The 12,479-nt window shown below is 63.6% G+C and carries 8 protein-coding genes and 1 pseudogene; 6 read left to right on the top strand and 3 right to left on the bottom strand.

Features of this window, described 5'->3' with window-relative positions; all coding sequences use genetic code 11:
• Positions 1-8: 8 nt before the first annotated feature.
• Positions 9-812, bottom strand: coding sequence for a DeoR/GlpR family DNA-binding transcription regulator (locus A3A9_RS0131675; protein WP_013897232.1), 804 nt, complete (start codon positions 810-812; stop codon positions 9-11).
• Positions 813-994: 182 nt separating this feature from the next.
• On the opposite strand from A3A9_RS0131675, the gene A3A9_RS0131670 reads away from it, so the two are divergent.
• From A3A9_RS0131670 to ggt, 3 genes are all read left to right on the top strand, one after another.
• Positions 995-3,097 (top strand): bifunctional rhamnulose-1-phosphate aldolase/short-chain dehydrogenase, encoded by a 2,103-nt coding sequence (locus tag A3A9_RS0131670; protein ID WP_027062204.1) that lies wholly within the window; start codon positions 995-997, stop codon positions 3,095-3,097.
• Between the two features lie 95 nt (positions 3,098-3,192).
• On the top strand, positions 3,193-4,485 hold the full coding sequence (rhaI, locus tag A3A9_RS0131665) for an L-rhamnose catabolism isomerase (RefSeq protein WP_027062203.1): 1,293 nt from the start codon (positions 3,193-3,195) through the stop codon (positions 4,483-4,485).
• 236 nt (positions 4,486-4,721) lie between these two features.
• Entirely contained in the window at positions 4,722-6,461 is a 1,740-nt protein-coding gene (ggt, locus tag A3A9_RS0131660) for a gamma-glutamyltransferase (RefSeq protein ID WP_027062202.1), read from the top strand.
• A 51-nt stretch (positions 6,462-6,512) separates the two neighbouring features.
• Here the strand turns inward: ggt and A3A9_RS46400 are convergent, their stop codons facing one another.
• On the bottom strand, positions 6,513-6,857 hold the full coding sequence (locus tag A3A9_RS46400) for a hypothetical protein (RefSeq protein ID WP_080680926.1): 345 nt from the start codon (positions 6,855-6,857) through the stop codon (positions 6,513-6,515).
• 454 nt (positions 6,858-7,311) lie between these two features.
• On the opposite strand from A3A9_RS46400, the gene A3A9_RS0131650 reads away from it, so the two are divergent.
• The 3 genes and pseudogenes from A3A9_RS0131650 (at position 7,312) to A3A9_RS0131640 (ending at position 11,134) form a co-directional block, all read left to right on the top strand.
• Positions 7,312-8,187 (top strand): ABC transporter substrate-binding protein, encoded by an 876-nt coding sequence (locus A3A9_RS0131650; protein ID WP_033838922.1) that lies wholly within the window; start codon positions 7,312-7,314, stop codon positions 8,185-8,187.
• Positions 8,188-8,248: 61 nt separating this feature from the next.
• A pseudogene (gene fhuB / locus A3A9_RS41400) lies at positions 8,249-10,227 on the top strand (Fe(3+)-hydroxamate ABC transporter permease FhuB).
• Between the two features lie 22 nt (positions 10,228-10,249).
• Positions 10,250-11,134 (top strand): alpha/beta hydrolase, encoded by an 885-nt coding sequence (locus tag A3A9_RS0131640; protein ID WP_027062200.1) that lies wholly within the window; start codon positions 10,250-10,252, stop codon positions 11,132-11,134.
• Here the strand turns inward: A3A9_RS0131640 and A3A9_RS39890 are convergent.
• Positions 11,131-12,168 (bottom strand): aldose 1-epimerase family protein, encoded by a 1,038-nt coding sequence (locus tag A3A9_RS39890; RefSeq protein WP_161634558.1) that lies wholly within the window; start codon positions 12,166-12,168, stop codon positions 11,131-11,133. The genes A3A9_RS0131640 and A3A9_RS39890 overlap by 4 nt on opposite strands.
• Between the last annotated feature and the right edge of the window lie 311 nt (positions 12,169-12,479).

Genomic DNA, 12,479 nt, shown 5'->3' with positions numbered 1-12,479 from the left:
AGGGTCTCTCAGGCCTGCAGTGAAGATTCTTCCTTCGCCGACTTGCGGGCGACGATCAGCGTCACACCAGCGGTCTCCAACATCTTGGCTTCGCGATCCTCGATGCCGTCATCGGTGATGACGGTGGCGATGCGCGACAGGCCGCACAGGATCAGGCTGGAGCGCTTGCGGAATTTCGAGGAATCGACCAGCACCACCAGCTCATCGGCCTGGTCGATCAGTTTCTGCTCCGCCTGGATCAACAGCGGATCGCCTTCCATCAGGCCGAGCGGCCCCAGACCCTGCGCACCCATGAACATGCGGCGCGCGTAGAAATTGCGTGTTACGTCATTGTCGAAGGGCGACAGGATGATGTTCTGCTCGCGATAGATCGTGCCGCCCGACAGCATCACCGTGTTCTTGGAGTGCTTGAGCAGATGCTCGGCGATCGGGAACGAATTGGTGAAGATCGGCATGCGACGGCCGGTCAGAAAATGCACCATCTGGAAGGTGGTGGTGCCGCCATTGATGATGATCGGCTCGCCATCCCCGCACAATTCGACAGCCTCGCGGGCGATCGCCCGCTTCTGCGAAGCGTTGATTGTTTCGTTGACGGAAAAAGGCCGGCCGGCCAGGCCGATGAACTGTGGCGGCGAGATCGCCTCGGCGCCGCCGCGCACTCGGCGCAGGCGCTTTTGCACGTGAAGAGCCGCGATGTCGCGCCGGATCGTCGCCTCGGAGGACTCCGTCAGGTCGACCATCTCCTGCACCGTCACCACAGGTTTTTCCTGGACGGCGGACAGAATGATCCTGTGGCGCTCTTTTTCGTGCATGGTTCCTCCCTGCCTGGCCATCTAGGCACCCAAAACGAGCAGTGTCAATCATTTCCGATCATATAATTTCATTGTGCGTGCAATATGATCGATATTGATCGTTTGTGATTGACATCAGGCCGGCTTGCGTAGACATTCCCGGCAAAATGGACTGCGGCTTTTGCGTCCCAGGGAGGATACCTATGCTCGACAAGCGCTCCGGCTCGCGCCTCGCCAATCTGTGGGATGATGCGAAAGCCAAGGGGATGAGCGATCCCGAGCTTCTGGTCTATCGCTCGAACACGCTTGGCTCCGACAAGCGCGTCACCAATTATGGCGGCGGCAACACTTCGTCCAAGATCTGGCAGAAAGACCCGCTCACCGGCGAGAACGCCGAAGTGCTTTGGGTCAAAGGCTCGGGTGGCGACAGCGCCTCGATCAAGCTTGACGGTTTCGCCACCCTCTACATGGACAAATTGCGCGCGCTGAAAGGCCTCTATCGTGGCGTTGAGCACGAGGACGAGATGGTCGGCTTCCTGCCCCACTGCACTTTCAACCTCAATCCACGTGCGGCTTCGATCGACACGCCGCTGCATGCTTATGTGCCGAAGCCTTTTGTCGACCACATGCATCCGGACGCCATCATCGCGATCGCCGCAGCGAAAGATTCCAAAGCGCTGACGAAGGAGATATTTGGCGATGCCATAGGCTGGCTGCCATGGAAGCGCCCGGGCTTCGAACTTGGCCTGTGGCTGGAAAAATTCTGCCTCGAACATCCCGGTGCCAAGGGCGTCATTCTCGAAAGCCATGGCCTGTTCACCTGGGGGGACACGCCCAAGGAATGCTACGAGACGACGATTTCGGTGATCAATCAGGCGATCGAGTGGTTCGAGCGCCGTTCCGAAGGCCTCGCCATCTTTGGCGGCGAAGTCGTCAAGTCGCTCGATGCCACTGAGCGCCGCGCCATCGCGGCAAAACTGATGCCTAAAATCCGTGGCCTGATCTCGGAGAAGAGCCACAAGCTCGGCCATTTCGACGATTCCGCCGCCGTGCTCGAATTCGTCAACTCCAGGGATCTGCGCCCGCTGGCAGCCCTCGGCACCTCATGCCCGGACCATTTCCTGCGCACCAAGATCCGCCCGCTGGTCATCGAATTCGATCCGGCCAAGCCTGATGTCGATGCCGTCATCGCCCGCCTCGGCGAGGACGTGGCCGCCTATCGTGTCGGCTACCAGGCGTATTACGACAGCTGCAAGCATCCGGATTCGCCGGCCATCCGAGATCCCAACGCCGTGGTCTATCTGATGCCAGGTGTCGGTATGTTCACCTTCGCCGGCGACAAGGCCACCGCGCGCATCTCCGCCGAGTTCTACGTCAACGCCATCAACGTCATGCGCGGCGCCTCGACCGTCTCGTCCTATGTCGGCCTGCCCGCCCAAGAGGCCTTCGATATTGAATACTGGCTACTTGAGGATCTGAAGCTGCAGCGCATGCCGAAGCCGAAGTCGCTCGCCGGCCAGATCGCTCTGGTCACCGGCGGCGCCGGTGGCATCGGCCGTGCCACGGCCAACCGGCTGCTGCGCGAAGGCGCCTGCGTCGTGCTGGCCGACATCGATGAGGGCGCGCTCACCAGCGCCAATGAGGAACTCGCGAAAGCCTACGGCAAGGACTTCGTCCGCCCGGTGCTGATCAATGTCACCTCGGAGGATCAGGTCGTCTCAGGCTTTGCGGAGACGGCGGTCGAGTTCGGCGGCATCGACATTCTGGTCTCCAACGCCGGCCTCGCCTCCTCGGCGCCGATCGAGGAGACGACGCTGGCGCTGTGGAACAAGAACATGGACATATTGTCGACCGGCTATTTCCTAGTGTCGCGCGAAGCGTTCCGGCTGTTCCGCGTCCAGAAGATCGGCGGCAATGTCGTCTTCGTCGCCTCCAAAAACGGCCTTGCCGCCTCGCCCAACGCCGCAGCCTATTGCACCGCCAAGGCCGCCGAAATCCACCTCGCACGCTGCCTGGCGCTTGAGGGTGCCGAGGCCCAGATCAGGGTCAATGTCGTCAATCCGGATGCCGTGCTGCGCGGTTCGAAAATCTGGACCGGTGAGTGGAAGGAACAGCGCGCCGCCGCCTACAAGATGTCCACCGACGATCTGGAAGAGCACTACCGCTCGCGCTCGATGCTGAAGCGCTCGGTGTTTCCCGAAGACATCGCCGAAGCGATCTATTTCTTCGCCTCCGACATGTCAGCCAAATCGACTGGCAACATCATCAACGTCGACGCCGGCAACGCGCAGAGCTTTACGCGATAGCCGCTTCGCCCTTCTCCCCGTCACTATACGGGGAGAAGGTGCCGGCAGGCGGATGAGGGGCAGCGCTGCCCGAACATATTGGGAGGAACCAGCACTTGTCCGAAACCATTATCTCCGCCGACCTCGTCGCCAGCCAAAACGCCCACCGCAAGGCCGATCTCGAGCGCGACTACACCTCGCTCGGAGAACGCCTCGACCGGCGCGGGATCGCCATCGACGCCATCCGCGACAAGGTCGAGAAATTCGCCGTGGCCATCCCCTCCTGGGGCGTCGGCACCGGCGGAACCCGCTTTGCCCGCTTCCCCGGCGCCGGCGAGCCGCGCGACATCTTCGACAAGATCGAGGACTGCGCCGTCATCAAGCAGTTGACGCAGGCGACGCCGAACGTCTCGCTGCACATTCCGTGGGACAAGGCCGATCCGAACCGGCTGAAGCAGTCGGCCTCGCGTTTTGGCCTCGGCTTCGATGCCATGAATTCGAACACCTTCTCGGATGCCAGGGACCAGAAACTCTCGTACAAATTCGGCTCGCTGTCACACGCCGATGCCGGCACGCGCCACCAGGCGATAGAGCACAATCTCGAATGCATCGAGATCGGCAAGACGCTTGGCTCCAAGGCTTTGACCGTGTGGATCGGCGACGGCTCGAACTTTCCCGGCCAGGTCAATTTCGCCAAAGCCTTCGAGCGCTATCTCGATGCCATGAAGGAAATCTACGCCGGCCTGCCCGCCGACTGGAAGCTGTTCAGTGAACACAAGATGTACGAGCCGGCCTTCTATTCCACGGTCGTGCAGGACTGGGGCACCAATTATTTGATCGCCAAGGAATTGGGCGAGAAGGCGTTCTGCCTCGTCGACCTCGGTCATCACGCGCCCAACGTCAACATCGAGATGATCGTGTCGCGGCTGATCCAGTTCAAGAAACTCGGCGGCTTCCACTTCAACGATTCGAAATATGGCGACGATGACCTCGACGCCGGTTCGATCGATCCCTACCGCCTGTTCCTGGTCTTCAACGAACTGGTGGATGCCGAGCTGTCCAGCGCCGAAGGGTTTGAGCCCGCCCATATGCTCGACCAGAGCCACAACGTCACCGATCCGATTGAAAGCCTGATGCTTTCGGCGGTCGAGGTGCAGCGCGCCTATGCGCAGGCGCTGCTGGTTGACCGCAAAGCGCTCGAAGGCTTTCAGGACGGCAATGACGCGCTGATGGCGACGCAGACGCTAAAGGTGGCCTACCGCACCGATGTCGAGCCGATCCTGGCCATGGCGCGGCTGAAGACCGGCGGCGCCATCGACCCGGTCGCCGCCTATCGCGCGGCAGGCTACCGGGCGAAGGTCGCGGCTGAACGCCCTGCGGTTGCGGGCGGTTCGGGCGGGATTGTCTAGGCCGAGCCAGCCCCCTCATCCGGCCGCTTCGCGGCCACCTTCTCCCCGAGGGGAGAAGAGGTAGGCGCTGGCGCAAGCTCCTCTCCCCTCGGGGAGAGGTCGGATTGCCCCGAATTGCTCTTCGCAATTCGGTTGGCAATCCGGGTGAGGGGGCTCTTTCTCACGCTCCTTCAATTGTCAGTAGACTCGATCACTCCAACACGGTCTTCTAGGCGCCCCCGCCCGGAGAACCCGCCATGCATCTCACCCGTCGGACACTGATCGCCGCCAGTCTTTCCATCACCTTCGCCCTCGCGCCATTGACGAGCGTCTTCGCTGCGTCACTCGCACCGGCCAAGGGCGAGCATGGCATGGTGGTGACGGCCCAGCATCTGGCGTCGGAAGTCGGCGTCGAGGTGCTGAAGAAGGGCGGCAATGCCGTCGACGCGGCTGTGGCCGTCGGCTATGCCCTGGCCGTCGTCTACCCCAATGCCGGCAATATCGGCGGCGGCGGCTTTATGACCATTCGTTTCGCCGATGGTAAATCGACCTTCCTCGATTTTCGCGAGCGCGCGCCGTTGGCGGCGACCAAGACCATGTATCTCGACAAGGACGGCAATCCGGTGAAAGGCGCCAGCCTGGACGGCTATCTCGCTGTCGGCGTGCCGGGCTCGGTGGCCGGCTTCGAAATGGCGCGCGAGAAATATGGCACCTTGTCCCGCCAGGATCTGATGGCGCCGGCGATCGGCTATGCCAAGGATGGCTTCATCCTCAATCAGGGTGATGCCGCTTCTTTTGCCGGCAGCGCGGATCGGCTGGCGAAGGATCCGGCGGCGGCGGCGGCCTTCTTGAAACCGGACGGCAAGCCCTACGGCATCGGTGAGCGGCTCACCCAGCCTGACCTTGCCGCCTCGCTCTCGGCCATCTCTGAAAAGGGCCCCGATGCCTTCTACAAAGGCGCCATCGCCGACGCCATCGTCAAGGCGAGCGGTGCCAAGGGCGGCATCCTGGCCAAACAGGATTTCGAACAATATGCGGTGCGCGAACTGAAACCCGTGACCTGCTCCTACCGCGGCTACGAGATCACCTCTTCGCCGCCGCCAAGCTCCGGCGGCGTCATCATCTGCGAAATCCTCAACGTGCTTGAAGGCTATCCCTTATCCTATCTCGGCGCCGGCTCGGCCGAGACGGTGCATGTCATGGTCGAGGCCATGCGCCACGCCTACGTAGACCGCAACTCGGCCCTCGGCGATCCCGATTTCGTCGACAACCCGGTCTCGAAACTGCTGGACAAAGCCTACGCCAAGGATATCCGCGATAAGATCGACCCGTTCCGGGCCGGCGTGTCGCAGGACCTGATGCCGAAGGGCTTTGGCGAGTCGAAGGAGACGACGCATTATTCGATCATCGACAAGGACGGCAACGCGGTCGCCGTCACCTACACGCTGAACGGCTCCTTCGGCGCCGGCGTCGTGGCCGACGGCACCGGCATCCTGCTCAACAATGAAATGGACGATTTCACCCAGAAACCTGGCGTGCCCAACCTCTATGGGCTGGTGCAAGGCGAGGCTAACGCCATCCAGCCGAAGAAGACGCCGCTGTCGTCGATGAGCCCCACCATCGTCGCCAGGGACGGCAAGCCGTTCATGGTCATCGGCAGTCCGGGCGGCTCGCGCATCATCACCATCACGCTGGAAGCGATCGTCAACGTCATCGACCATGGCATGAATATCCAGGAGGCGATCGACGCGCCGCGTATCCACCATCAATGGTTGCCCGATACTGTCTATGTCGAGCCGTTCGGGCTGTCGCCGGACACCGAAAGGCTGCTGGCCGGCATGGGTTACCACCTTGATCTGAGTGACCAGACCTGGGGCCAGGCGGCCGGCATTCTCGTTGGCGGCAAGAGCCTGGCGGAAATCGAGAAAGGCGGCGGGGCGCGCTACAACGGCGCCATCGACAGCCGCGCCGCGTCTGGCGAGGCGCTTGGATACTGATATCGAGGTGGACTCCGGGACAGGCGCCGGCTCACGGCCGGGCAACGGCCGTCACGTAATCAATGTGATGGTCGATGCGATCAGCATCAGGGCGGCGATGCCGACGAACAGCGCGTAGATACGCGGCCGGTCGAGCAACAGTGCATTTCCGGAGATCCAGGCCGAAGTGGCGCCGCCGAGCGCGAACAGGAAGCCGTTGCGATGGCCGAAGGTCATCGATGCGGCCATCAGTCCGCCAATGATCAGGGCGCCGAACACGATGATCACCGCCACGGCATACTTCTCGAAATCGTTGCCGCCGCCAATGGCTGGCCCGATCGCGTTCAAATTAGGCAGGTCATCCGGATCGAAGGGGTTCGCCGACCCGTATTCGTCTTGACCAATGGATTCTCGCATCACTCGTTCTCCGCTGCCCGGCAACAAACCATCAACACTTGCCGAGTGCAACCCGATCGCACGCCCCTCCACGTGTTGACTGTCATCTTCAACACGTTCCGGCCGCACTTGTCACCGCTTTTTCGGGCACATGGCCCGAATGCAACGCGCGTCTGCGCGCGGATGGCACGCCGTCGTCCCATTCCATACGCACCGTGTTCGCGGGGAAAAGATGATGCCGCCGATCAATTCGGTGCCGGCAGGGCGGTGCGCGACTGCGGCGGGGAGTCGCAGCGTCGGCATGCGCCGGCTGGATTGTTGATGCCCGCTGCATCTTCAATGTTGACTATGAAAGTCATGTTTTATAGTCACCCAGCAGAGCAGCTCGATGCCAGAGTCCCGGACAGGCAAAACCACGTTGGAAACAAACCAGGAGATTCGTCCGGCAGGCCCGGCCAATCGCTCGCGCGGCGGGATGACTCGGCGCGGCGCACTCGCTCTGTTCGGAACGCCACTGGCCGCATTCATGCCCCGAGCGGCCGAGGCGAAGCCGCTGCGCATCGTCTGCCTCGACGACGGGTTGGCAGAGACCTTGCTCATGCTCGGCGTCACGCCGGTCGCGGTCGCCGACCGCGAGGTCTGGGAGAAGTGGGTGGTCGAGCCGCCATTGCCGCCTGAGTTTGCCGATATCGGCACGATCCTGGAGCCCAATCTCGAATTCCTGCAGCAGCTTCGCCCCGACATCATCCTCTCCATCCCCTATCTCGACGGCATCAAGCCACTGCTCGAACGCGTGGCGCCGGTGACGACGATCGGCATCTACACGCTGGACGGTCAGCCCTATCAGCGCGCCATCGAGGCGACCCGGCAACTGGCAGCGCTTGTCGGTAGGGAAAGCGAAGGGGAGGCACTGATCGCGGCAACGGAGGCCTGTTTCTCCGATGTTAGGCGGCAGTTGGCGCCGCTCTCGGCGCGGCCGATCTACGTCGTCAACTTCCGCGATCCGCGCAATGTGCGCGTCTATGGCGAGAAAAGTCTGTTTCAGGCGGTGTTCGACCGCATCGGCATCCCCAACGCCTGGACCGGCGAGACCAATTACTGGGGATTTGCAACCGTCGGCATCGACGGGCTGGCGACGTCAAGCAATACCCGCCTTGCCTATCTCGAACCCTTGCCCCAAGGGGCGGGCGGCACGCTGACCGAAAGCCCGGTCTGGAACGCCATGCCATTCGTGCGCAACCACTCGATCATGCGTCTTGCCCCCGTTCTGATGTTCGGCACGCTGCCTTCGGCGAGCCGCTTTGCCCGATTGCTGGCCGAGGCGCTGGCAGCGGAGCGCGCCGGTGGCTGAGCAGCAAGCAATCTTGTCCGACAGCGCCAGCCTCATCTCCGGTCCTGCGTCGTCGCCTCGCATGTCAGACAGGTATCCCATAGGCGCGATCCTGCTTTGCGCCGTGCTTGTTGGCGCTGCCGCTGTCGCGACCCTCTCCAACATAACAGTGCAATTGCCGCCGGCGCTGTGGCTCGATGCGCTCGCAAGCCCCGACATCGAGGACATGCGGCAGGTGCTCGTCCACTATGCCTTCTTGCCCAGGCTTGCCGTCAGCCTTCTGTGCGGCGCGGCTCTCGGTTTGGCCGGGACGGTGTTGCAACAGATCCTGCGCAACCCGCTGGCTGCGCCCGAAACCGTCGGCGTCTCAGCCGGCGCCTATCTGGCGCTGGCATTGGCGACGCTGCTTGCGCCGGCCCTGCTTGCCTATGGCCGCGAATGGGTGGCGCTTGCCGGCGCCTTCACCGCCCTTGCCTCGGTCTTCGCGCTGTCTTGGCACAAGGGCCTGTCGCCGCTTTCGGTGGTGCTCGCCGGGCTGGTCGTCAGCCTCTATGCCGGCGCCATCGGCGCGGCCCTGGTGGTGCTGCGGCATGAATGGCTGGCCAGCCTGTTCATCTGGGGCGCCGGCTCGCTCGGTCAGCAGGACTGGTCGACGACGCTATGGCTGTTGCCGCGCCTGGGCGCTGCCGCGCTGCTGATCGGCCTGATGGTGCGGCCGTTGACCTTGCTTGGCCTCGACGATGAAGGCGCGCGCAGCCTTGGCGTCCCGCTCGGCGCCTATCGCTTCGCCGGACTGGCGGCGGCGGTGGCGCTGATCGCCTTTGTCGTTGCTGCCGTTGGCGTCATCGGTTTCATCGGCCTTGCCGCAGCCACCCTTGCCCGCATCGGTGGCGCCCGCCGGCTTGGCCAGCAACTGGTAATGGCGCGCTTATCGGCGGTGCCTTGCTGTGGGCCGCCGATCAGGGCGTGCAGGTCGCGACCGGGCCGCAAGGCGACCTGCTGCCGACCGGCGCCATGACGCCACTTCTCGGCGCGCCGCTGCTGCTCTGGCTGCTGCCGCGCCTTTCGTTTGGCACTGAGACGCCGGCGCTCGGTTCGGAGCGCCTGCCACGTGCCCGCCGTTCCGGCCTCGCGCTGGCGGCGATCGGCGGCCTCCTGCTTCTGCTGCTCGGGCTGGCCTTGCTTTACGCGCCGGGGCCGCATGGCTGGACAATCGCGTCCGGCGATCAGTTGCTGCCCTTGTTGTCCTGGCGGCTGCCCCGCGTCGCTGCTGCCCTTGCCGCCGGCGCCATGCTGGCGCTGGCCGGGCTGATGATGCAGCGTCTGACCGGCAATCCGATGGCCAGCCCCGAAGTGCTCGGCATCAGCGCCGGTGCCGCGCTCGGCATGATGGTGGCGCTGTTTTCGCTGTCCGATGCCAGCCGTCCCGTTCAGACCGCCGCCGCCACCATCGGTGCCTTCGCCGCACTGCTGGTGACGCTGGCGATCGGCCGCCGCGCCGCCTATGCGCCGGAGCGGCTGTTGCTGGCCGGTGTCGCGCTGACGGCGTTGTTCGACGCGCTGATCCTGGTGCTCACCGCCACGGGCGACCCGCGCGCCATGCTTTTGCTCAACTGGCTCACCGGTTCGACTTACGGCGTCGACGCGGGCTCGGCCTTTTTTACCTCGACGATTGCCCTTTGCCTGTTCCTGCTCGCACCGCTTTTTGTGCGCTGGCTGGACATGTTGCCCCTCGGGCCCGCCGCGGTGCAAAGCCTCGGCATCAACCTGCGCGCAACGCGGCTTTTGGTGCTTTTGATGGTTGCAGCGCTCACCGCCGCTTCGACGCTTGTGGTCGGACCGCTGACCTTTATCGGCCTGATGGCGCCGCACCTTGCGCGCCGCCTCGGCCTGTCGCGCGCGGTGCCGCAAGCCGTCGGCGCGGTGCTCGCCGGCGCGCTGATCATGGTTTGCGCCGACTGGATCGGCCGCACCGCCATCTTCCCGCGCCAGATCCCGGCCGGCATCGTCGCCACGCTGATCGGCGGCCCGGTGCTGATGTGGCTCTTGCGCCGCCGCTGATTTTGTACCCTCGGAGATAGCCATGTCCGCCCCGCCAAAGGCATCGCCCGCCTTGATCGCCGACACCACCGTCCACGATTTTGTCCCCAAGCGCGGCGGCGACCCCTGGCGGGTCTTCATCCATGTGCCGTCCGGGCCGGCGCCCGAGGCCGGGTGGCCTGTGCTCTACATGACCGACGGCAACGCCGTCGTCGGCGCGGCGGTCGACGCCATGCGCGCGCAGGCCTTCTATCCCCTGGGCACCAATGTCGACTGGGGCGTCATCGTCGCCATCGGCTATCCTGTCGAGGGCGCCTATGACCCGTTGCGCCGCTCATGGGACCTCGGCGCGCCGCCGGGCAAGACCTATCCGCCCTTCCATGACGGCGCGCCGCAAGTCAGGACTGGCGGGGCACGGCAATTCGTCGCCTTCATCGAGGATGAGCTGAAGCCCTGGGTCGCCAGCCGGACAAGAATCGACGCGGAGCGCCAAGCGCTTTACGGCCATTCCTTTGGCGGCCTGTTCGCGCTCTACGCTTTGTTCACGCGCCCGCATTCGTTCCGGACCTTCATCGCGGCCAGTCCCGCCATCTATTGGGAAGACCGCGCCATCGACCGTTTTCTCGAAACATTCGAGGCTTCCGCCTCCGATGGCCTGAAGGCCAACGTGATCCTGTCGGCCGGCGAGTACGAGACAGAGAAGCTGGCACCATTCCAGATCGGTGCCGATGACGAGGAAAAGCGCCTGGCGCAGAAAAAGCTCACCCGCACCGACGAACTCGCGCGGCTGATGGCGGAGCGCCTTGGTATCCTCCCGGGCGTCCGCGCCAGCTTCGAGCTGCACGCCGGCGAGAACCACATGTCGATCCCGCCGGTGACGGTCAACCGGGCCGTGCGGGCCGCGTTCTCGATACGGGACGCGCGCTAGGCGCTCTCGGCCCGAACCTTTGAAATCAACCGTTCCTGCCTTGCGGCCTCCTCAGCGGTCATTGCACCAAATCGCAAGCCGCAGCGGAATGTTTCCCCTGCGGCGACGCGAACCAGGCGGCCTCTTTCCTTGGCCGCAAGATAGCCATCGGGCTCGGCGGTCGCCGGAAGCACGAGGCCAAGCGCATCCTGGTCGGCGCCGCGCGTGATCCAGCGAACGGCGTAGTTGAGCTCGGATGGGCGAAAGCTGACGAAATCCGCTGTCTGGTCAGGGTGGACCTGCACTGCGTGCGCCCAGCCCTCGGCATCCGCCCTTGCCTTCATTGTCAGTACGAGTTCGGGGTCTATCGGCTCGCCCTTGGTCAGCAGACGATGCCGCGAAGGATCGGCGACTATGGCATCGCGGTAGGCAAGGTAGTTTTCGCTCGGCGTGAAAAAGGGCGGAAGCACCTGGCGCACGACAATGTCCGTGGAATCATCTGCTACGGTGTCGACCAGACGCCCGTCGTCCGCCGGCCTGAAATTGATGTGCGCAAGATACATCAGATCCATGGGCGAGTGTTTCAGGTTCATGATGCTGACATCGACATTGACGCCGCTGGCGTCGAGTTGCAGCAGCACCGTAGGTTTCATCATGTAGTCGTGGCTGAAGGCGACGGTCTGTCGGCAGCGTCCCGTCAGCGCCATGAAAGGCCCTTCGGAATTGCTGCCGACGATCAGTTGCACGTCCCGGTAGGGCGCATTGGGGAGATCACCGTGGAGCGGATGGTGGTCGACCGGACCCGGATTGCCCATAGCGGTGGCGCCGCAGTGAATGAAGAACGCGCCGTAGTTGGAGAGATAATCCCGGGTCGCCACCGGCTCGTCGAACATCGAGCGCATGGTCAGCGAGCGGTTGACAAACGTCGCGTCCCAAATCTGCTGTCCCTGGAACGGCAGCACGACGATTTCGCCCTTCGCATTGCTGATGCGAAGACCGGCAACGCCGGATCGATAGCGAAAGGCGGTGGCGACAAGCCCGCGATATCGCGCCACGATGCTTTCCGACCCGCCAAATTGCTCGGGTACAAGGTCGACGAACATATGATCGGAATCTTCGGGATACATTTGTTTCGACCTCTATCTGCCGCAATCACATAGGCCGATAGTCGCAGGAAGCGCCTGGAAATCAACGAGGCTCGTACGCCATGCCGTGATGGGTGATTACCCAGCGTCTCCGCGACTTCCCGGTGTGGGTGGAGGCTTCAGGCCGAAGGCCGGCGAAAACCACATGTCGACCCCTGCTGGTGCAGCTTCGAGATCGCGTCGGACAGCTTCTTTGAATGCTGAGGTATCCGCCCGAATGG

This window comes from Mesorhizobium loti CJ3sym (genome assembly GCF_000472785.1).
GTDB lineage: Bacteria > Pseudomonadota > Alphaproteobacteria > Rhizobiales > Rhizobiaceae > Mesorhizobium > Mesorhizobium loti_E.
This window is presented reverse-complemented; position numbering and strand designations above follow the sequence as displayed.

Bases quoted from the DNA above. Each gene is read 5' to 3' on its own strand.
- A3A9_RS0131670 (WP_027062204.1), top strand. From the start codon at position 995: ATGCTCGACAAGCGCTCCGGCTCGCGCCTCGCCAATCTGTGGGATGAT.
- A3A9_RS46400 (WP_080680926.1), bottom strand. From the start codon at position 6,857: ATGCGAGAATCCATTGGTCAAGACGAATACGGGTCGGCGAACCCCTTC.
- ggt (WP_027062202.1), top strand. From the start codon at position 4,722: ATGCATCTCACCCGTCGGACACTGATCGCCGCCAGTCTTTCCATCACC.
- A3A9_RS0131640 (WP_027062200.1), top strand. From the start codon at position 10,250: ATGTCCGCCCCGCCAAAGGCATCGCCCGCCTTGATCGCCGACACCACC.
- A3A9_RS0131650 (WP_033838922.1), top strand. From the start codon at position 7,312: ATGACTCGGCGCGGCGCACTCGCTCTGTTCGGAACGCCACTGGCCGCA.
- A3A9_RS0131675 (WP_013897232.1), bottom strand. From the start codon at position 812: ATGCACGAAAAAGAGCGCCACAGGATCATTCTGTCCGCCGTCCAGGAA.